The 19,125-nt window shown below is 53.4% G+C and carries 21 protein-coding genes and 1 tRNA gene; 9 read left to right on the top strand and 13 right to left on the bottom strand.

The genetic code is table 11. The features are described from left to right. Nucleotides 1-29 precede the first annotated feature (29 nt). Nucleotides 30-551: an NUDIX hydrolase gene (locus tag VGA14_RS09015; protein WP_331003426.1), complete on the top strand. Its 522-nt coding sequence runs from the start codon at nucleotides 30-32 to the stop codon at nucleotides 549-551. On the opposite strand, the gene VGA14_RS09010 is transcribed toward VGA14_RS09015, so the two are convergent. Next, the gene (locus tag VGA14_RS09010) at nucleotides 537-1,523 is read right to left on the bottom strand and encodes a phosphosulfolactate synthase (protein ID WP_331003425.1); all 987 of its coding nucleotides are present in this window, start codon (nucleotides 1,521-1,523) and stop codon (nucleotides 537-539) included. The two genes, VGA14_RS09015 and VGA14_RS09010, sit on opposite strands and share 15 nt — an antisense overlap. A 100-nt stretch (nucleotides 1,524-1,623) precedes the next feature. On the opposite strand from VGA14_RS09010, the gene VGA14_RS09005 reads away from it, so the two are divergent. Beyond that, nucleotides 1,624-2,667 (top strand): ABC transporter substrate-binding protein, encoded by a 1,044-nt coding sequence (locus VGA14_RS09005; RefSeq protein ID WP_331003424.1) that lies wholly within the window; start codon nucleotides 1,624-1,626, stop codon nucleotides 2,665-2,667. Between the two features lie 90 nt (nucleotides 2,668-2,757). Beyond that, complete coding sequence (locus tag VGA14_RS09000) at nucleotides 2,758-3,570, top strand: ABC transporter permease (RefSeq protein WP_331003423.1); 813 nt, start codon at nucleotides 2,758-2,760, stop codon at nucleotides 3,568-3,570. Nucleotides 3,571-3,577: 7 nt separating this feature from the next. Here the strand turns inward: VGA14_RS09000 and VGA14_RS08995 are convergent, their stop codons facing one another. The 3 genes from VGA14_RS08995 to VGA14_RS08985 are packed head-to-tail and all read right to left on the bottom strand — an operon-like array spanning nucleotide 3,578 to nucleotide 5,524. Then, on the bottom strand, nucleotides 3,578-3,778 hold the full coding sequence (locus VGA14_RS08995) for a hypothetical protein (protein WP_331003422.1): 201 nt from the start codon (nucleotides 3,776-3,778) through the stop codon (nucleotides 3,578-3,580). Between the two features lie 7 nt (nucleotides 3,779-3,785). Continuing rightward, nucleotides 3,786-4,079 carry a 4a-hydroxytetrahydrobiopterin dehydratase gene (locus tag VGA14_RS08990; protein ID WP_331003421.1) on the bottom strand — a complete coding sequence of 98 codons (294 nt, stop codon included), beginning with the start codon at nucleotides 4,077-4,079 and terminating at the stop codon, nucleotides 3,786-3,788. 35 nt (nucleotides 4,080-4,114) lie between these two features. Beyond that, nucleotides 4,115-5,524 carry a hypothetical protein gene (locus VGA14_RS08985; RefSeq protein WP_331003420.1) on the bottom strand — a complete coding sequence of 470 codons (1,410 nt, stop codon included), beginning with the start codon at nucleotides 5,522-5,524 and terminating at the stop codon, nucleotides 4,115-4,117. Between the two features lie 398 nt (nucleotides 5,525-5,922). Here VGA14_RS08985 and VGA14_RS08980 point away from each other — a divergent pair. Next, nucleotides 5,923-5,997 (top strand) — tRNA-Val (locus VGA14_RS08980). A gap of 242 nt (nucleotides 5,998-6,239) precedes the next feature. Here VGA14_RS08980 and VGA14_RS08975 read toward each other — a convergent pair. From VGA14_RS08975 to VGA14_RS08965, 3 genes are all read right to left on the bottom strand, one after another. After that, nucleotides 6,240-6,620 (bottom strand): hypothetical protein, encoded by a 381-nt coding sequence (locus VGA14_RS08975; protein WP_331003419.1) that lies wholly within the window; start codon nucleotides 6,618-6,620, stop codon nucleotides 6,240-6,242. Between the two features lie 847 nt (nucleotides 6,621-7,467). Beyond that, nucleotides 7,468-7,791: a DUF3574 domain-containing protein gene (locus VGA14_RS08970; protein WP_331003418.1), complete on the bottom strand. Its 324-nt coding sequence runs from the start codon at nucleotides 7,789-7,791 to the stop codon at nucleotides 7,468-7,470. A 766-nt stretch (nucleotides 7,792-8,557) separates the two neighbouring features. Next, nucleotides 8,558-9,664: a prohibitin family protein gene (locus tag VGA14_RS08965; protein ID WP_331003417.1), complete on the bottom strand. Its 1,107-nt coding sequence runs from the start codon at nucleotides 9,662-9,664 to the stop codon at nucleotides 8,558-8,560. A 101-nt stretch (nucleotides 9,665-9,765) separates the two neighbouring features. Between VGA14_RS08965 and VGA14_RS08960 the strand changes: the two genes are divergently transcribed. Together VGA14_RS08960 and VGA14_RS08955 are read left to right on the top strand one after the other, a co-directional pair. Next, nucleotides 9,766-10,203 (top strand): hypothetical protein, encoded by a 438-nt coding sequence (locus VGA14_RS08960; RefSeq protein WP_331003416.1) that lies wholly within the window; start codon nucleotides 9,766-9,768, stop codon nucleotides 10,201-10,203. A 26-nt stretch (nucleotides 10,204-10,229) separates the two neighbouring features. After that, complete coding sequence (locus VGA14_RS08955; RefSeq protein WP_331003415.1) at nucleotides 10,230-10,415, top strand: tautomerase family protein; 186 nt, start codon at nucleotides 10,230-10,232, stop codon at nucleotides 10,413-10,415. Here the strand turns inward: VGA14_RS08955 and VGA14_RS08950 are convergent, their stop codons facing one another. From VGA14_RS08950 to VGA14_RS08935, 4 genes are all read right to left on the bottom strand, one after another. Beyond that, the gene (locus VGA14_RS08950; RefSeq protein ID WP_331003414.1) at nucleotides 10,416-10,940 is read right to left on the bottom strand and encodes a hypothetical protein; all 525 of its coding nucleotides are present in this window, start codon (nucleotides 10,938-10,940) and stop codon (nucleotides 10,416-10,418) included. It abuts the gene before it with no gap. 49 nt (nucleotides 10,941-10,989) lie between these two features. Continuing rightward, nucleotides 10,990-12,312: a M20/M25/M40 family metallo-hydrolase gene (locus VGA14_RS08945; protein ID WP_349257163.1), complete on the bottom strand. Its 1,323-nt coding sequence runs from the start codon at nucleotides 12,310-12,312 to the stop codon at nucleotides 10,990-10,992. Between the two features lie 67 nt (nucleotides 12,313-12,379). After that, nucleotides 12,380-12,535 carry a hypothetical protein gene (locus tag VGA14_RS08940; protein WP_331003412.1) on the bottom strand — a complete coding sequence of 52 codons (156 nt, stop codon included), beginning with the start codon at nucleotides 12,533-12,535 and terminating at the stop codon, nucleotides 12,380-12,382. A gap of 66 nt (nucleotides 12,536-12,601) precedes the next feature. Next, the gene (locus tag VGA14_RS08935; protein ID WP_331003411.1) at nucleotides 12,602-12,814 is read right to left on the bottom strand and encodes a hypothetical protein; all 213 of its coding nucleotides are present in this window, start codon (nucleotides 12,812-12,814) and stop codon (nucleotides 12,602-12,604) included. Between the two features lie 168 nt (nucleotides 12,815-12,982). Between VGA14_RS08935 and VGA14_RS08930 the strand changes: the two genes are divergently transcribed. Further along, on the top strand, nucleotides 12,983-15,085 hold the full coding sequence (locus VGA14_RS08930; protein WP_331003410.1) for an acetate--CoA ligase family protein: 2,103 nt from the start codon (nucleotides 12,983-12,985) through the stop codon (nucleotides 15,083-15,085). Here VGA14_RS08930 and VGA14_RS08925 read toward each other — a convergent pair. Beyond that, nucleotides 15,082-15,789, bottom strand: coding sequence for a zinc-ribbon domain-containing protein (locus VGA14_RS08925; RefSeq protein WP_331003409.1), 708 nt, complete (start codon nucleotides 15,787-15,789; stop codon nucleotides 15,082-15,084). The two genes, VGA14_RS08930 and VGA14_RS08925, sit on opposite strands and share 4 nt — an antisense overlap. 103 nt (nucleotides 15,790-15,892) lie before the next feature. Here VGA14_RS08925 and VGA14_RS08920 point away from each other — a divergent pair, with 103 nt between their 5' ends. Beyond that, nucleotides 15,893-16,660, top strand: a complete 768-nt coding sequence (locus tag VGA14_RS08920; protein ID WP_331003408.1) for an ABC transporter permease — start codon at nucleotides 15,893-15,895, stop codon at nucleotides 16,658-16,660. Here the strand turns inward: VGA14_RS08920 and VGA14_RS08915 are convergent. Beyond that, entirely contained in the window at nucleotides 16,657-17,595 is a 939-nt protein-coding gene (locus VGA14_RS08915) for an ABC transporter ATP-binding protein (RefSeq protein ID WP_331003407.1), read from the bottom strand. The two genes, VGA14_RS08920 and VGA14_RS08915, sit on opposite strands and share 4 nt — an antisense overlap. 82 nt (nucleotides 17,596-17,677) lie before the next feature. Here VGA14_RS08915 and VGA14_RS08910 point away from each other — a divergent pair, with 82 nt between their 5' ends. Continuing rightward, complete coding sequence (locus VGA14_RS08910) at nucleotides 17,678-19,123, top strand: hypothetical protein (protein ID WP_331003406.1); 1,446 nt, start codon at nucleotides 17,678-17,680, stop codon at nucleotides 19,121-19,123. Nucleotides 19,124-19,125 lie beyond the last annotated feature (2 nt).

Here is a 19,125-nt window from a genome sequence, read left to right as displayed (position 1 = left end):
AATTAACCCGCGCCTCATGTACAGCGGCGTTGCGGGTAAAACTGATTGAGAGCAGAAAGGTGTACGACGGTGAGGTCTCGATGCGCCTTGAAAGGTTCTCGATAAACGGCAGGACAGTGGACAAGGAGATAGTCGAGCACAGGCCGTCAGTCGGCATAATAGCTGTCGAAGACGACCGCATATTTCTGGTGAGCCAGTACAGGCGGGCTGCAGACAGGGCGCTTTTGGAAATACCGGCAGGCAAGATAGAGGAGGGCGAGACTCCGGTTGCCGCGGCAAAAAGGGAGATGGACGAGGAGATAGGGTATTCGGGCACGCTGAAGCCGTTTCTGAAGTGGTACCTTGCGCCCGGCTACGACACGGAGCTCATGCACCTGTTTGTCGCAAAGAACCTGCACAGGATACCGAGCAGGCGCGAGATGGATGATGACGAGGACATCGCCGTTAAAAAAGTCAGGCTGGATGCTGCAGTCAAAAAGTGTTTTTCAGGCGAGATAACAGACGCCAAGACAATTGCCGCGATCCTAGCGTACAGGTTAAAGCCAATCTGAGTGGACCGGCTGATACACCTTTTTCCTCGCGTCCTCGAGGCTGTTGCGCTCGACTATCAATCCCTGCCTCTTCAGGTCCTCGACTGCCGCCTGGACTGTCCTCCTCGGCAGGTGGCTCAGGCCCATCAACTCGCCCTGCTCTACGGGATGCTTGGTCTTGATTATGTAGTAGATGAACTTGGACGCCGGCCCGCCTTCCGGATCTTTGCGCACGTACGAGACGCCAAAAGCCGACTTTGCCAGAAATCCCCGTCGCTGGGACTCTACCGACGTAATGGCGTCGGGCTGTACTTCTGCAAGGTTTACGCGCTGGCCAAACTCGGCCATGAGCGCGGATTGCTGGGATTCAAGCGGCGCCTCGAAAATGAACGTGCTTGGCGGGTGCTCGTTTGTCATGGCGCCGACAAAGCTCCACTTAACCAGCCCCTTCTCGTCGTATATCCCGACGTTGTACCCCTCGTTTGCCTCGATAACGACCTTCTTGGAGCCCAGTTTCACCGCCTCGTCCACCTTGTGCAGCGTGTCGTCGAGGTCCAGCTGGTGGCGGGGGTCCTTCTTGCCCACCTTCCACTGGGATTCCAATCCCGCGGCTTCGACGACTTGTGTCACCTTTTTCTTTTGCGCCATTGATAGGCTAATGCCGCTCTCGCCTATCTCGACCACATCAAAGCCGGCCTCAGCGGCCTCTTTTGCAAACCTCTCAAGCGAGCTCTCGGCAATCGCAAACTCGGTTATCGTGCTCCCTGTCGAGACTCTAATGCCAAGATCGTGGTAGAACTTTATCTTTCTCCTTAGCGCTTCGTCGGATACGAGCATCGGCAGCGCCCCATACACCTTGACAACGTCGATGAACGGGGCAATTACCTTCAAGTTCTCGCTGTCGACGCCCTGGAACTTGTCTATCGTGCACGTAAGGCCCTCCTTGCGAGGCTTTTTTGCGTCTATTCTGTTCCTTGCAAGGCCGTCCAGCATAGATATGATATATGCAGGATTTGCGTATATTTCTAGGTTGTTGCCGCCTTCCCTGCACCTATGCCGTCAATTATATTGCGCCCCCGGCCCAGAATAAAAAATGGACTTTAGGGTCAAGCTGGGCATAGCGGCGTCCCTTGTCGCGTTTGTAATAGGCACGTCGGCCGCGCTTGGCGACGGTCACCTCTTTTCCCGGGACGTGGGCGGCTCGGAATCCGACACGCTCAGGCTTGGCTACTTTCCTAACATCAACCACGCGCAGGCAGTCATCGGCTACGGGAACGGGGACTACCAGGCGGCGCTCGGGCAGATAAGACTTGAGAGGCAGATATTTAACGCCGGCCCCTCCGCAATCGAGGCGCTCTTTGCCGACAGGGTAGACTGCACCTACGTGGGACCAAACCCGGCTATCAACGGCTTTTTGCAGTCCGAAGGCTCGCTCCGGGTCGTTGCCGGGGCGTCAAGCGGCGGCGCGGTATTCGTAGTAAGAAACGGAGCAGGCATAAATTCCGACTCAGACTTCGCAGGCAAGAGGCTTGCCTCGCCGCAGCTTGGAAACACCCAAGACGTGGCGCTGAGGCACTATCTGCAAGAGCGTGGCTACGACGTCAGGATAACCGGCGGCAGCCCCGAGATACTCCCGGCAAAGCCTGCCGACATCGCAGTGCTGATATCCAAGGGCGAGTTGGACGGCGCGTGGGTGCCCGAGCCGTGGGGCGAAAGGCTCGTGCGGGAGTCAGATGCGCGCATTTTCCTGGACGAGCGGGACCTGTGGCCGGACGGCAAGTTCTCCAGCTCGTTAGTCGTGTGCCGGACCGACTACCTCGAGGCCAACGTCGAAACGGTCCAGAAACTCCTCCAGGTGCATGTCGAGATGACTGCGTGGATAAACGACAACAGCGACGAGGCAGTGACTGTTTTCAACAGCGAGATTGAAGAGCTGCTTGGCTCGGGGTTTAACGAGGGTGACCTGAGGGCGGCGCTTGGGCGCATGGAGTTCACCTACGACCCGCTCAAGGAGACGGTAGAGCAGTCGGCGCAGGACGCGTATGAGCTCGGGTTGCTTGCCCGGGAGCCGGACCTTTCCGGCATGTTTGATTCAAGCTACCTTGACGATGCCACACGCGGACAGCTGAGGGAGTGAAATGTGCCAAAAGATCGCCTAACGCCCGCCAATTGCGCATATGGCGTCAGTTATATTGCGTGCACAGCCCAAGTGTCGTAATCCACAGGCATGATGCTAAAGCCACTTGTACAGACGCGGGGGAAAAGCGGAAGCACCCTAGAGGACGTCGCAAGCATCGCGCTCTTTTTGGCGGCGTTTGGCGCGGCGTGGCAGGTAGTCTATCTTGCCGGTGTCTTTCCGGAGCAGTCGCTCCCGTCACCCATAGCGGTGGCCCGCTCGTTTGCCGACCTTAGCGCCGAAGGCTCGCTTGGGATAGGCGTTGCAGTCACGATGAGCAGGCTTGCGGTCGGCTTTGCAATAGCAGTTGCACTCGGCGGCGCGGTTGGCCTTGCGATGGTGCGCTTCAAGGATTTTGGCAAGACCATGAGCTCGTTCTCAGTGGGCCTACAGTCGTTTCCAAGCATAGCCTGGGTGCCGTTTACAATCCTGCTCATCGGCTTTAACGACTTTGGCATCCTGTTTGTCATGGTGATAAGCTCGGTGTTCTCGGTGATGATGTCGACGTACAGTGGCATACGCAACATACCGCCGATATACATGCGCGCCGCGCGCAACATGGGCGCAAGCGGGTCCATGCTCTTCCGCCACGTGATGATACCGGCGGCGACACCTACTCTGATAATCGGCCTGCGGCAGGCCTGGTCGTTTGCCTGGCACGCGCTTGTGGGCGCCGAGATCCTAATTTCGCTTGTAGGCCTCGGGCACATACTGAGCGTGGGAAGGGAATTTCTGCGGATGGACTGGATAATGGCGACTATGATAGTGATATTTGTGATAGGCATGGTGGTGGACAGGGTGATATTTTACAAGCTTGAGGAGCGCATCCGCTCAAGATGGGGCCTCAATCAACACGCGGAGTAAGAGATACTTACTTGCACCTGTACAGCGAACCTAAAAAGCGCCGGCCGCAAGAGGAAGGCATGGCAGCCGAGCCGCAACTCACGGCTGCCCGGGGGAGGGCCAAGCACTTCATTATCTGCGACTCGTGCTTCTGGTGCGCCTCCATTATCACCACGAAATTCGTCAGGTCGTGCCCTGCCCTGCCTGCAAGAGCCGCAGGCTGGCGCACGTGCAACCTATTTGCCGTAGATCTCGCTTATCTTTCCCGCAAGGGCGGCGTCAAACGTGCTTATCTTGTTTCCAAGGTCGTGCGTCACCAAGCTGATGCTCACGCGGTTATAGACGTTTGACCACTCTGGGTGATGCCCAGCCTTTTCTGCCTCTATCGCTACGCGGGTCATAAAGGCAAACGCCTCGGCAAAGTCGCCAAATTCAAAAGTCCTGCTCAACTTGCCGCCTGCGACGGCCCAGCCCTCGAGGTCAGACAGCGCCTTTTCAAGCTCCTGCTTTGATAGTTCCCGGCGTTTCATACGTCCTTTTCAAAGGCGCAACTAATACGCTTTGCCTAGGCCCTGCTGAACAGCCCACGGAACCTGCCGTAAGCTACTGCGCCGGCGATGCCAAGCGACGCGGCAAGGGCTGCGACCGGGAACTCGGGCACCACCTGTATGCTCGACTGGACCGACTCGTTGGAAGAGTTTATCTTTTCCACTCTGACTGTAAACGAGCCCTGCGCATCAAAGGTCACGTCCTGCGACGACAGGCCCTCCGGCGTCGTCGCGCCGCCGCTCCTTAACAACACGCTGCCGTTGCTATCCTCTATGACTAGTTCATAGGTTGCAGCAGACATGGGGTTGCCCTGTCTGTCGCTTATCCTGACGCCAAATGGCGCCGGCTGCTCGGGGAATATCGATTCAGGTATCGTGAGGCTGACAGAGTAGCTGGCAGATTCTGCTTCAAACTGCATCACGCCTATCTCGCCTTCCGGGTCGGGCGGGCTCAGCGCGAACATCGCCTCGCCGGGCGACCTGTTCTCTGCCCTTATCTTTCCCGCAAGGTCTTCAAGGTTCTTTCTTGATATCGTGAAATGGACTACTGTTTCTTCCTCTCCATAGTTGTCCACGAACACGGGGACGCCAAAGCCGTTGACGGTACCCTTTAGTGATTCGCGGTCAAAGTCGGACAGCTCTTTTGGTATGAACACTTCGGTGTGCAGCATGCCTATCCTGCTTGCTAAATCGGACCGCCAGTCAAATGGCATGGAAAAGTGTATGGTCTTTGTGGACTCGTCGTAGCTTGACGAGTCGATTGCGCCGTAATAGTTGCGCACTATTATTTCCTGCATCGTGTCTGTCACGAATAATGTCTCTTCCCTGCCGGGAGTCACCCACACGTCGTATGAGATTATTGGCTCGACCTGCGTCCTTGTCGTCCCCACGGTGTGTATTTCCACAAACAGGTTGTAGAGCCCCGGCTTGTTGAATATAGGACCCTCGACAACTACCGGCTGCCCGTAGTTCCAAATGCCGCCGTACTGGATCTCAGATATACCCTTTGCAGTTGCAACCGCGGTATCCTTGGGCATTATTTTTATCATGAGGTCGCCTTCCGGGTCGTAGAACAGACCCTGACCCCCAAAGGCGTCGCCGCCTTCAGTCTGGATGGGTATCTCCTGGCCGTCCTTCTTGAAAAAGATCCTGTACGTTACTTCTTTGAAATTCTCGTTGGTGTTTTCGTCAAAGAACCTCGCGCTGATGAACACCGGCTCGTTTGCGCTTGTCACCACGGGCGGGTTGACGCTCAAAAATATGCTGGCCTTTTTGCCACCAAAGTCTGCAGCAGGTGGCTGGTGGCCTCCGTGGGCAGACGCGCCCGGAAGCGCCGGGATAGCCAGCATCATTGTTGCAAAAAATACGAATGCAAAAACCGCGCGCAGGGAACCCTTCCCAGTCGAGCTGGAAAACATCTCAAGCATGATTTTCGTCCGCCGTATATAATCCTAATTTCAGATTCACAAATACTATTGATACCGTCCAGCCGAACTGTCCGGCAATCGCCGGAGGGGTTGTCTAGACTGGTAGGATACCTGTCTTGCACGCAGGTGGTCATGTTTTTTTGTGCTCAGCTTCGCTCGTCATTGCTTTTTTTGCATGCGTTCTGTGTACGTTTCGCATCCGTCTCGTGTACGGTTTGTATGTCTGCAGCATGCGCTGTGTTTGTATCAAGAGCGGCTAACATCGTATTACTAAAACGCATGCGGTCAATAAAGCTTGTATGGTTACGAGCCTTGCCCAACCATTATTTGCCGGCACATACGTAGTAAAGAGCTGCTATCGTTTGCAATTTATAAGGCCATACGAATTTGCAATCATCGGGCGGCTGGTCTAGCTCGGTTATGATACCGCTCTTACACAGCGGTGGTCGGGTGTTCAAATCACCCGCCGCCCACTTATTTCATATGCGTTCTGTAATTAAATACCATATGCGTGGCTTACGCTCCATAACACGGCCAGCCAATTAATCTGCACCTGTTACCTGTAGCAAGCATGTCCGCCTCTGCGCGCTATCAGGTAAATACCGCCTTTGTCAGAAAGGCGAGCTGCACCAATCTTTGAACATGAGCAAGGCACAGTGATGCGAGAAACTTTGCCTTAACAAAGTTCCCTGCAATCAAGCACTGTTGCCTTATACTACATAGCAAGCTGTTCTAATTCTGGCAATATCTTCGTAAGAATAATCGGCTCGTGGTCTACGTTTATGTCAAAAGACGCCATGAGAATGTGAGTAATTTTAGACGACCTTCTTAGTGGTACCGCCACCCTCTTGACTTTCTTGTACATCGCAAACGCATAGACAGTTTCACCCAGCTTTTTTTCGAGTGTTTCGCGAGTGCCCATTCTAATTATAGACTGCAAAATTGACATTTCAGTCTCACTAGGGTTCAATAATGGTCTCAAGCCCTCTCGGTAGGCACTACCAATCATCTTGGCTTCTTTGTTTGCTACGCCAACAAACCTTATGCCCTTGTCTAGGGTTAACATGCGAGCACAGAAATTGTCAATGTTTGTCAAAGTTCGTGCAGAACTGCTTAGATAATGCTATTAAAGATTCTGTAGTTCGCATCGACCGCTAGCGGCGCGCCGGGTATTGATACATTATAGTATGTCTTTACTACATCATAATGTTTTTTTACACAATATACTGCTCTGAATTGACATAATTTGCAACACTGCCCTTTGACTGAATTGTGCCGAGGTTTAGTTCATGGCTGGTAGATCATGTAGCTGTGGTATTTGTGGGCGCCTTTTTGGCTCTTTGAAAGACCTAAAGCTGCACAAGAGCGAGATGCACCGAATAGCCGATGAGATGATGCAAAAACGTTTCTGTATGATATTTTCAATAGCAAATACTCATTGCACAAATACGGTCTGAAGAATAGCTTAACTCGTGCCCGCTTGTGGGTAAAAGACCCCGCGCGCAAGGTTATGGCTTCGAATGACTTTATGCACGTCGAAATACCGCATAGCGCATAAGCACAGATGTTGTATAATTAAATAGCATATGCATTGCTCATGTTCAATTGAGGCCGTAGCCGCTTCTTAATGTCATGACAAGCGGGATACTTTCAAATGCAATTATCATTAATCTGCCGGTGACGTCGCGCGACGTCTTTTAATGTAGTTCATTAAATCGGTGTTGGCTGAATCTTCGACGTTGTAGTACCGCTTCAATGATTCTACCGTGTCATCGTCAAATTCGTTATAGTATTTGCGTAGAATGTCATTCTCTTTAGATTTGTTGGCCTTTTTAGACGACACATTGAGAATTACAAGTTCATGATAAATAAGTGTTATAGCTGACCTGCAATTTACAACCTACGAAATTATGCACGGCGGGCGAAAAGCTACGGCCGCTAATTCAGCAAACTTCTTCTACATAATGCCAAGTTATTAGCACCGCCTCTTGATGCAATTCTTCTCTTATCTTTTGTTTAAAATGCTGTAAGTGAAGATTGGTTGTTTTATCATGTTCTGTAATTATTGACAGCACATAACTATCTGTAATTTCATCTTCGCCTGACTTTGAACGGAAATAGCCAGTGCCCCTCACTTTTGTAGCGCCTTGGTACTTGGGCCAAATCTGATCTATAATCTTGTCAACCCTCTTGGGGTCTATGTCTTCGCCGCTTTTGGTTCTTGTTGGTATGTAAAAATCAATTTTTATCGCTTTAGAGTTGCCCAACTTATGCACGCAATAAGGCGGTACTTGTCTATAAATTTGCATAACCTACTTTCTTGCTTTACCTATCTAGACATTGTACAGTGGGCTAAGGCGCTGCAACACGGCATAAGACATCTCTGCTCATATGTATTGCCTATAAGAAACACCTAGGCCAACCTGAACGTGGATTCTGTACGTAATTTGAAACTTATCAGGGTGTTTTGACGCTCGATTCTTGCAGAGAGGGATCGTGCCACGGTTGCCAGTGTGTCTAAGAGCGTGTATGTATGCACTCAAACATATTTATCAAGATGACAAGCGAAGCATGGGGCCATACGATTTACTAATTTAATCACGTGGGTTGTGTGGGCGGCTTTGCCGACATGGGGGAGCATAATGGTACCAACTTCATTTCACCTTTTTGCCCGTTAGCCTCATTTAGTACTTCTGAGAGAATGAGTCAATGACCGAATACGAAGGTCAATGTGAAAAGTGCAGCGTCAAGTTCACAATCACCACAGATAGTCAAATTCAGTTATTTAACGAGAAGGGTGGTATGCGTAGGTGGCCGTGTTACAAATGTGGAAACTGCGGTACCATAAACAGATACGCTCGGTTTAACAAACAAGACAACGTACTAGTAGTATTCGCTGAATCGCTCTAGCCGTAAAAATTGGCAGATTTTACAAGAATGAATCAATCGTGATTTTAGACTTCTTCTTACACGCAGGCGGTAATGGGTTCGAATCCCAACCCCTTCACCTTTCCAAAAAAAGAGAAAGGAGGATTACTGTTCCTGCCGATCTTCTGTCGGTATGGAGATGAACGGCGTTCCTCCCTCTCCAACCACGAGCGGTAGCCTGCCGTCCCACTTCTGGGCCTTGAGCCACTCTAGGTAGCTTGGGCTATCCCTGAGCCGCTGGTCGATTATCTGTATCGCCTGGGCCTCGCCCTCTGCCTCCAGTATGTTTGCCTGCCTTAGGCCTTCAGCCCTTGCGATGTTGGCCTTTTGCTGGCCTATGGCCTCTGCCTCTGCCTGCTGCGCTTCAATCTCTATCCTGCGAAGATCGTTCGTCGCCTGAAGCGCCCTCTGCTCGGCCTCCACCTTAGATTCTACTGCCCTGGTGAACTGATCCGAGAACTTGAACTCGGTTATAGATACAGCCTCGGACACGACGTTGTAGACTGCCAACCTCGCCTTGATCTGTTCTTCTATCTCGGTCTTGACCGTCTCCCTTCTCGTGATGAGCTCTTCCGCGTTGAACCTTGCAGTCACCTGCTTGACCGATTCCTGTATTGCAGGGCTGATTACTCTTTCGGAATAGCCAAAGCCAAGCTGCTGGTACAATATCTGCGCCGCGTCGGGATTGATGTGGTAGTTGAGCGCCACCTGCGTTGATACGTCCTGCAGGTCCTTGGACGCCGATGCCGCGTTTTCAATGGTTTTTTGCGTCCTAACCTCCATCTGTATCACGTTGTCTTTGAACGGCGTGACAAAGTGCAGCCCTTCTCTAAGAGACACGTTTGTGTCTACAGCGCCAAATTCCAAGAGCACGCCCCTGTATCCTGCCTCCACTAACTTGATGCTCGACGTGACGACAACGACGAGCACTATGAACCCGATGATCGCCGGTATAATGATGCGCGTAATTCGCCTAGGTATCACGCCGCCGGGCCCACCAAAAGATCCCGGGCTTTCGAGCGGCTCGCCCTCGGGGGTCACCCTGCTGCGGCCAAACGACGGCCTCTTGTAACCCCTTGCCTCCGAGATGCGCCTGTACACGACAAGCCCGACGATGCCGAGGATTATCACGGTGAAGACGATGCCAATTATTGTGCCCACTTCGACTTGTGGTGCCTGCCTCATTAGTTCTCCTACGAGTATGCCTGCCATCGGTTATGATAATGCAGGAACCCTATATAGTATTTTATATTGAGAGGGCATTTTCAGCAGCTGATCGGTAGGTTTACATCGGAAATAGCCGTCGCGCACTTGTGACCGAGACCCTGATCATTTCCGGCGACGGAATAACCGCCAAGATAGCGATATTCCAGTCAAACATAAGGAACAGCTGGTGCGCCTGCGTTGACTCGTCCATTCCCGCGTTTTCGATGAGCGACGCCGTAAAGAAGGGCTACGCCGACGCGAAAAAGCGTGGCGTCAAGATACGGCATATCACGGAGATAACCACCGGCAACATGCGGCACTGCAAAGAGCTGATGCAGTATGCCGAGCTGCGCCACCTTGGCGGCGTGCGGGGCAGTTTCGCGGTGAGCGAAGGCGAGTTTGTGGCCGGCATCCGTGGGCAGGGTTCACTTGAGAAACTTGTCTACAGCAACGTTCCAGAAGTCGTGTCGCACCAACAGGATATCTTTGAGACGGTGTGGGCAACAGCCGTGCCAGCCGAGGAAAAAATGAAAGAGCTTGCCTGAAATACCTGCCTTTTGCATAACAGTGCATGCCAGTCATACAGGTGACGATGAGCCAGGGCAGGACAGTCGAACAAAAACGCGAGCTGGTGAAGGTCCTGACAAGGGAATCTGCGCGCATACTTGTGACAAAGGAGGACGCCGTCAGGATACTCATCTACGAAGTTTCAAAGGAAAACTGGGGCAACGCCGGCGTGCTCGGGCTTGACACGTAGCTATTTTTTGTGCCTGTCTAGCACTGTTACGACTATGCCCCCGACCATAGCCATAACGCCTATTATGATTATTGACGCGCCGGTGATTACGCCACTAAATGCGCCTACGTCAACCGTGTCCTCGCCCACACCTGGTATGTGGCCAAACACGACGTCGACCGTCGTGTCAGTGCTGCTCTCGTTTGTTATGGTAAGCTCATAGGTGCCGGTGGCGGCGGGCCTGGCGCCCTCGGCAAATGTCTCATTGAACTCTCTATTCATGATCTCCCTGCCGTCCGGGTCGACTAACACCGCGCTCATGGCGATGGGGTTACCTGCTGAAATGACAATTGACAGCGGCTTTGCCGTGTCGGTGACTTCAAACTGAATAGTGGTCGACTGGCCGGTCACAAGCGGAAAACCTTGAAGGATCCTGGTGTCCCTCTGTAGCTGCTCAGCTATGGGAAGTGCCCAAACTAATGTAAGCGCGATGCCTAGTGCAAAAATCACGGCACCCGCTATCAGGATGTAATAGCCGCGTTTCAATGGCCGATATTTGCGGTCATCCGTTATTAATCTAGTGTAGGTAAGTGGCCTATGCAGCAAACTTCTCTAGTATTCTTGCCATGCACTTGGTGCACCTGTTCAGGAATTCAATGCGGGCAAACTCGTTTGGCGAATGAATCCTGGCAAACAGGTACGTGCTGCCGATGGAGATGCAAGGCGCCTGCAGCACCTTGACAAAAGAGTACATGGGGCCCGTGCCTGCCGCAGACACGCTCAAAACATAGTTGCCGAAGGATTCTTTTGCCGCTTCCTCGACTACTTTTACGAACGGGTCCGAAAGCGGCGTCCTTGCGGCCTCCTCACCATGGATGAATTTCACCTCAATGTCAGAAAAGCCCCTGTCTTTCAGGTGTTTTTTCAGGCGCGCCAGTTGTTTTTCTGGCACCATGCCCGGGACCAGGCGAAAGTCTATCTTGACCCTCGCCTTTGCTGGCAGCACAGTCTTTGCGCCTTCGCCGATGTAGCCAGAGTCAAAGCCGGCGATATTGCAAGTAGGCATGCCTACAAGGGCCTTCTTCACGTCGGTTCCAGTGGCGTTGTTCACGAACCTCTTGACGCCGTACTCCTGCTTGAACTCCTGCACGTCAAAGGGCTCCCTTGCAATAGCCGCAAGCTCCTGCTTTGCAAACGGCCTGGCTTCCTTGTACCAATCCTTTATCAACACCCTGCCTTTACTGTCACGCATCGTGGCAAGCGCCTGGACGAGGCGCCACGCCGGGTTTTCGATTAGGACCGCAAGGCTCGAATGGGCGTCCCTCACAGGGCCAGCAGCCAATAATTCGACGTAGAGCAGGCCCTTCATCCCCAAGGATATCACCGGCCTCTCCTTTGCGTCGATGTAGCCAAACTCCCATATGACGCCGTCGCACGCAAGCTTCTCTTTGTACTTTTCAAGGTACTGCTCGACGTGGATACTCCCGATCTCCTCCTCGCCTTCGACCATGAACTTGACGTTGCACGGCACGTCGCCTGTCGCCTTCAGGCAATACTCTACTGCCTTTATCCTGGTTATCAGCTCGCCCTTGTCGTCTGCTGAGCCCCGACCATAGACCTTGTTGTTTTCGACCTTGCCGGAGAACGGGTCGTCATCCCACAGCTCGACAGGGTCTTCCGGCTGCACGTCATAGTGGTTGTAAAACAAAAGCGTCCTGCTCGGGTTTACCTTTGACCTCACCTCGCCGTACACGATTGGTGGTATGCTCTGGTCGTCAAGATACAAAACTCCTGAATTGATACCGGACCTCTGCATCATCGAGGCCACCAGGTTTGCGCACTCGACCAGCCCTGTTTTCTTCGCAGAGACGCTTGGCTGCCTGATCAATGTCTGCAGGTCTGATACTAGGTTATCCATTCCGGCGTCGACGAGGGAGTCTATCAACAGCCGGTAACACTTTGGCTAGCGGAAATAAAGGTTGCTTTCAACCTCCGGGCACGCCTAGCCTTACACGGTCGGGGAAGCCGTAGTAATAATCAAGGCGTTCCTCCACGTCGGCAAACGCATAGTACGCCACGAACACCGCAAAGATGAACGCAAGCACCGCCGGTATCACGACGAGGAAAAGTATGCCCGACATAGCATACGTCTGCACGCGGGCCAATAAGAATTCATCCCAAGCCGATGTACTTTTGTGAAGGATGCGTTAGGGAACAGGTATTCCGCCAAATAGCAGGATCATCAACACAACAGCTATCACGACCGCTATTATGAGCGGTATTAGGAATCGGAAGATAGCGAGCGCGACGATAGCTATCGCCGCTATTATCAATAGAGTGAGTGTTGACCCTTCAAATGGCAGAATATCGACCATCGCGACCAAGAATAACAGTACAGCAAAAATTGCGAGCTCGATCATGGCTCTGATGCACTACACAATGATGTTATTTAGCCATTATGCAACCACTTCTGGTATCATTCACTGAACTGTCCGGGGCATAATAGATCATCTCGCAGTTGCACCGGCAACGAGTCTCCTGTCTCAGGCAATGAGCTATTTATAAACACCCAAGCTTTTTTCATTCTCATGTCCAACTCGATCTTCTTTTCGCCCAGGTCCATAGCAGTCATCGGGGCTTCTGAAAAGCCCGGCATAGGCAAGACCATCTTCAGCAACATCGCCAAGCACTTCAAGGGCAAGATATTCCCCATCACCCCGTCAAACCCCTCGGTGGGCGGGCTTCAGGCTTTCAAGAGCGTGCTTGACGTGCCGGAAAGCATCGACCTCGCAGTAGTCGCCGCGCCAAGCAGGTTCACGCCAGCAGTCATGGAAGAGGTTGGCAAGAAGGGCATCAAGGGAGCTATCATCGTATCTGCGGGCTTTAAGGAGGTGGACGAAGCAGGCGCCAGGCTGGAAAAGGAGGTCGGCGAGATTTCCAAAAAATACGGCATCAGGGTCATCGGCCCAAACTGCCTTGGCATCATGAGCTTTTCAAAAGAAAACATCATGAACTCGACGTTTCTAAAGATAACGCCCAAGTACGGCAACGTCGCGCTCGTATCTCAGAGCGGCGCCATCTGTGCGGCCACTGTGGAGGATGCAGAAGCTCAGAACATCGGCTTTTCGAAGGTCATCAGCATGGGCAATAAGGTGGACATGGACGAAAGCGACGTGCTCGAGCTCCTTGCCGAGGACGATGACACGCGGGTAATCGTCATGTACCTTGAAGACATTCGCAACGCGCGGCGCTTCATGGACGTAGCAAAGCGCATAACGACGGAAAAGCGCAAGCCGGTCATCGTTTTGAAAGCGGGCAGGAGTGTAGAAGGGGCCAGGGCAGCGGCCTCGCACACGGGGGCACTTGGTGGCTCTGATGCAAACTATGAGGCCGCGTTTGCGCAGTGCGGAGTCATCAGGGTGGACACTATGGGCGAGCTTTTTGACCTTGCCACAGCATTTTCAAAGCAGCCGCTGCCTGAAGGCGGCGTGGTGATAGTGTCAAACGCCGGCGGGCCTGCCATCATCTCGACTGATGCCTGCTCAAAGTACGGGTTAAAGATGGCCGACATCTCGTCGATACGCGACTCGATAGCAAAGGTGATACCAGCATACGGCTCGCCGAGAAACCCCGTGGACATCGTCGGCGACGCCGACTTTAACAGGTTCGAGCAGGTCCTGGTGCAGGTGCTTGCGCACCCTGCCGTCGGCTCTGTCGTCACGATGTGCACTCCGTCGGCGACTTTGAACTACGACGACCTTGCGCACGTGCTCGTGAAAATGTCTACGCAGTTCCCGAACAAGACCTTGCTTGCGTCGCTCATGGGCCTTGCCGAAGGCGTGGAGAACAGAGCCATAATGTCCGAAGGCGGCGTGCCTTATTACCTTTATTCAGAGCCTGCAATAAGGACGTTAAAGGCCATGTACGAGTTCAAGGCGTGGGTTGAAGGCGCAAGGACAAGGGCCGGAACGCTCCAGTTCTCAAAGGACGCTGCAAAGGTCAGGTTGATATTTGAAGGAGTGAAAAAGCAGGGCAGAAACAACCTGCTTGAAGAAGAGGGCTATGAAGTCCTGAAGGCGTACGGCTTTCCCACTCCAAAGAGCATTCTTGGCGTAACGGAGGAAGAGTGCGTCAAGGCGGCAAATGAAATCGGATATCCTGTGGTCCTGAAGATAGCATCGGCGGACATCATCCACAAATCTGACGCCGGCGGCGTGCGCGTGGGGATAAAGGGCGATGACGAACTGAAAGCGGCGTTTCGGGCAATAATAGAGAGCGCGAAAAAGTACAAGGCCGACGCCAAGATAAAGGGCGTGCTTGTCCAAGAGATGGTCAAGTCCGCAAAAGAGACGATACTTGGCGCAAGCCAGGACCCTACCTTTGGGCCCGTTATAATGTTCGGGCTTGGGGGCATCTATGTCGAAGTTCTCAAGGACGTGGTGTTCCGCGTAGCCCCCATAGACGAGCGGGAAGCCGCCAAGATGGTCGAGTCGATAAAGACCATAAAACTGCTAAAAGGCGTCAGGGGCGAAAAGCCGTCCGACCTGAAAGCGATAGCGGACTCGCTGCAGCGCCTGTCGCAACTGGTCGTGGACTTTCCGGAGATAAAGGAGTTTGACATCAACCCGCTCCTTGTGCTTGAAGAAGGCAAGGGCGCCAGGGTGGTCGACGCCAGGATAATCCTGAACTAGTGCAGCTTGCTACCGCATTCTTCGCAGAACAGCGCCTCTGCTTCGTTCTGGTGGCCGCAGGACGCGCACCTGGCAGCTGCTGTCTTGCCTGTAGAACTCAGGAGTATGATGTCGCCTATCTTGGAGATGCCGTTCCAATCGACTTCCTTGTGGCCCGAGTCGGAGGCTATCCTGACCGATATCTGGGCGCTCCCGCCGGATCTATGCAACCCCACTTTTTGCACCTTGCCTACAAGCATCGCGTCGCTGTCGTATGCAGCCATTCCAATCAACTGATCAATTGCTACAAAGCCGTCGTCAGTAGTTGCCGCGGGCGCGTCTGTCTGCTTTTCTGCTGCGGGTCTGGGCTCGGCTTTTGCCGGAGCCTGCTTTTGCTCCTGCGCCGGCGCGTCAAACTTGCGGTACTGCGCTATCGTCGCACTGCAGGCCTTACACTTGTATTCGCCCTTTTCGACAAGAGTAACCCCCTCACCCAGGTCTTCGTTCGGATTCTCGAACTTGAGCCCAGGCGCCCCTTCGAACTCTTTTTCGCACCTGTTGCAGAAATACTTGGTGAACCTGTCCTCGTCGAGCCTGCCAATGCCGGCAAGGAAGAGTTCAGGCCCGCCCAGGTTAGCCATCTTTTGCTCGTCGTCTGTAACCCTCGCAATAGCAAAACCGCCTGAGCCGCGCAACTTTTTCTCGGCCATGTCTTCTGCCATCATGATGACAGTTTGCCGCTTGCTAGTTATTTAAATCGTGCACGTGCGATGATGGTTAACGTGCGATGATGGTTAATATACCAAAACTGGTCATCTGCCAGCGTACTTGAACGCCGTTACGATGCTGCTTTACAGGAACCTTGTAGCGTCCATCGACAAGGTGTTCCTGATATGGCAGATTGTCTTCCCGATAATCTACATCTTTGTCGCCGGCTATGCGTATTCGGCGCTGATAGGCGAGGGAGGTGTCACGATAGGCACTGCCGCAGTTTCGTATCCCGCGTACCTTGCAGCCGGCATGATAGGCTTTAACATGATGAACTCGAGCACCGCCGCCGGGAGCATCATCTGGAACGACAAGAAGAACGGCATGCTCAGGCAGATACTCGTGATGCCTTTCGCAAGAATGGAGTACATCATCGGCAACATCCTCACGGTAATGCTGATGGGGCTTGCAAGCGCCGGCCTCATACTGCTCGCCGGCTCGCCCACCTTGGTGGGCAATGCACAGCCGACGATAATAGGCTCGCTTTACGTTCTGTACGCCTTGATAGTCGGCGCGATATTCTTTGGCTCCATCGCAGTCATCATATCTACACGATTGAAGAGCAGCGAGGGCTTTAACGTCATCGTGAACAGCGTATTCCTATTCTTTTCGTTTGTCAGTTCTGCATTCTACCCTGCAGAAGGTGTGCCGGGGCCCCTTGGCGCGGCGTTTTACGCAAACCCGCTGACTTACATTGTCGACATTACACGCGCCGGCATATTCAACCAGATAACGTTCTTTACAAACGTCGAGGTAGGGGTGATAACCGCCCTTACGGCCGGGACTTTCATGCTTGCGACGTTCTCGCTTTTGCGCATGAGGATCTAACTTCCGCCGTTAACGACCGTCAGGAAAACTTCCTCAAGGGTGGGCGAGTTGACAGACACGCTCTCTATCTGGACCGAGTTTTTCGCAAGCGCCTGTATCATCTTCACCAGCATGTCCTGGGCCTCCGCTGAGCTTACCCTTATCGTGTCTTCTGCCGGGATTTCGATGGCAGAGCCTTCAGCAAGCGGCTTTACTATTTCCATCACTGACTTCGCCTTTGCCCCACGCAGCTTTATCTCGACTGCTTTCACGCCGCCGTACTTTTGCTTCAGCCCTGCCGGGGTGTCGATGGCCATTATCTTGCCCTTGTTGATGATTGCCATCTCGTCGCACAGGTATTCCACCTCTTCCATGATATGCGTCGTGAAAAACACCGTAAGGCCGCCGTGCACGTGCTTTTTCACGTAATCAAGCAGGGTCCTCCTTGCGGCAGGGTCAAGTCCTACCGTCGGCTCGTCTAGGAATAGCAGATCCATGTCGTGCATGAACTCTCGGGCGACCTGCACGCGCCTCCTCTGCCCTATCGAGAGTTCGTCGTTCTTCTTACTTCTAAGTTCCGCAAGGTCAAACCTGTCGAAAAGCTCCCGCGCCCTGTCGCGCCTGCGCTCGCCTGCAACTCCCCACATTATGCCGTACAGGTCAAGCGCCTTCTCTACCGTCAGGTTGCCCTCAAAACTCGGCTCCTGCAGGACGACTCCAATGCGCTTCTTTATCTCCCTTGCATTCTTTACGACGTCCTTGCCAAATATGCTGACGTTGCCAGATGTTGGATGCACGAGCGTCGTCAATACTTTGATGGTCGTAGTCTTGCCGGCGCCGTTTGGGCCCAGAAATCCAAAGACCTTGCCGTAGTCCACGTCAAACGACACGCCATCGACTGCGGCCACATGCCCGTAGTTCATGTGCAGGTCAGAAACGATGATGCAAGTCTCCACCTTTGTTACGGTGTCAAAGCCGGCTAATATTCGCTCTCAAGATATATTAGCAAGTTCTCTCATTGAGATTAGGGGACTGCACTTGTCGCTCAGCTTTATGGACATGGTCAACGTGCTGCTGAAGAAAAAGCCCGACCTTACTGCCGAACAGGTCCGCGACCTAGTGGACGAGAAAAAACGCAAGGTGGGAGCCGGCTATTTGACCGACCAGGGCGCGCTATTCCTTGTAGCCGCGGACCTTGGCATATCCTTTGACAGCGCGCCAAAGCCGCAGTCTGGATTGAAGGACCTGTACGTGGGCGCCAAGGAAATCACCGTTACGGGCAGGATAATGAACATCTACCCCGTCCACAACTTTACCAAAAAAGACAGCAACGAGCAGTCTTCCACCCGCACAATAGTCGTGTTTGACAAGGACGCAAAGGTGCGCGTGAAACTTTGGGATAAGCAGGTCGGCGCTCCGGACGAGATGGGTCTTCAGGCCGGCGACCTTGTAAAGATAATCAAAGGGTACGTCAGGGCGGGGCTTGACGGCAAGCCCATAATCAACCTGGGAAGCTACAGTGCGCTCGAGGTGCTGCAGGACGAAAAGGACATCCCCGGCATCGACTCTATGACGATCACAATAGACGACGTGAAGGATACCCAGGACAGCGCCGTTATCTCGGGGTTCGTTAATGCAAACCCTCGCATAAGCGAATTCGTGAACCAGCGTGGTGAACCCAGCAAGTCGCTCCAGATGCAGGTGTCAAGCGAGGCAGGCACCCGGACGCTCAGGGCCGTGATATGGAACGTCGACGAGACGCGGATACCAAAGGTTTTCAGGACGGGGACAAGGGTGCGCCTCATCGGCGTGCGGGTAAAGCAGGGCAACCCGCAGTATGGCAACGGCGACTTTGAGCTGCACGGCGACGAGGGGACAATATTAGAGTTTGCCGGCTCGCAGGAAGATGTCGAAGTGATGCCGCTCCGCATAATATCGGTGGGCGAGGAGACCGGCAGAGGCCGTTTCGTGTGCCTTGCAGTAGACAGGGGCGGGCGGTCATTGACGCTGACGGTGGACAGCTCGCTTGCACCTTCCGGCACGCTTTCGCCGGGCATGATGGTCGAGTGCATTCCGTCGAGGGTATTCGGGAACGCAATTACGCTTTCAAAGGAAGACTCGTACGTCCGCGTAATCGACGATGACCCGTCTTTTCCCAAACTCGAAAAATTCGAGACCAAGATAAAGGACATCGTTGCAACAAGCGAACCAACGCCGGTGGTAGTCGAGGCAATAGTGCTTCAGGCTCCCGAAAGCGCTGATGTGAGCACGAAGACAGGCGAGATGGTGCCGGTGTCATCGACGCTTCTGGGAGACGACACAGGCGAGATACGCCTAGTTGGGTGGCGCGTCCAGAGCTCGCAGGTGGGCAAGCTGAGCGTCGGCGACAGGATACGGGTCATCGGCGCGACCGCGGGCGCGGGCAGAGAGAACAAACCCGAGCTTACCCTGCGCTCTTACTCCTCAATCGCGCACTTGGGCTGAGC

This window comes from Nitrososphaera sp. (assembly GCF_036397675.1).
In the GTDB taxonomy this organism is placed as follows: domain Archaea; phylum Thermoproteota; class Nitrososphaeria; order Nitrososphaerales; family Nitrososphaeraceae; genus Nitrososphaera.
The sequence above is the reverse complement of the archived record's forward strand: the minus strand, read 5'-3'. Positions and strand labels throughout refer to the sequence as shown.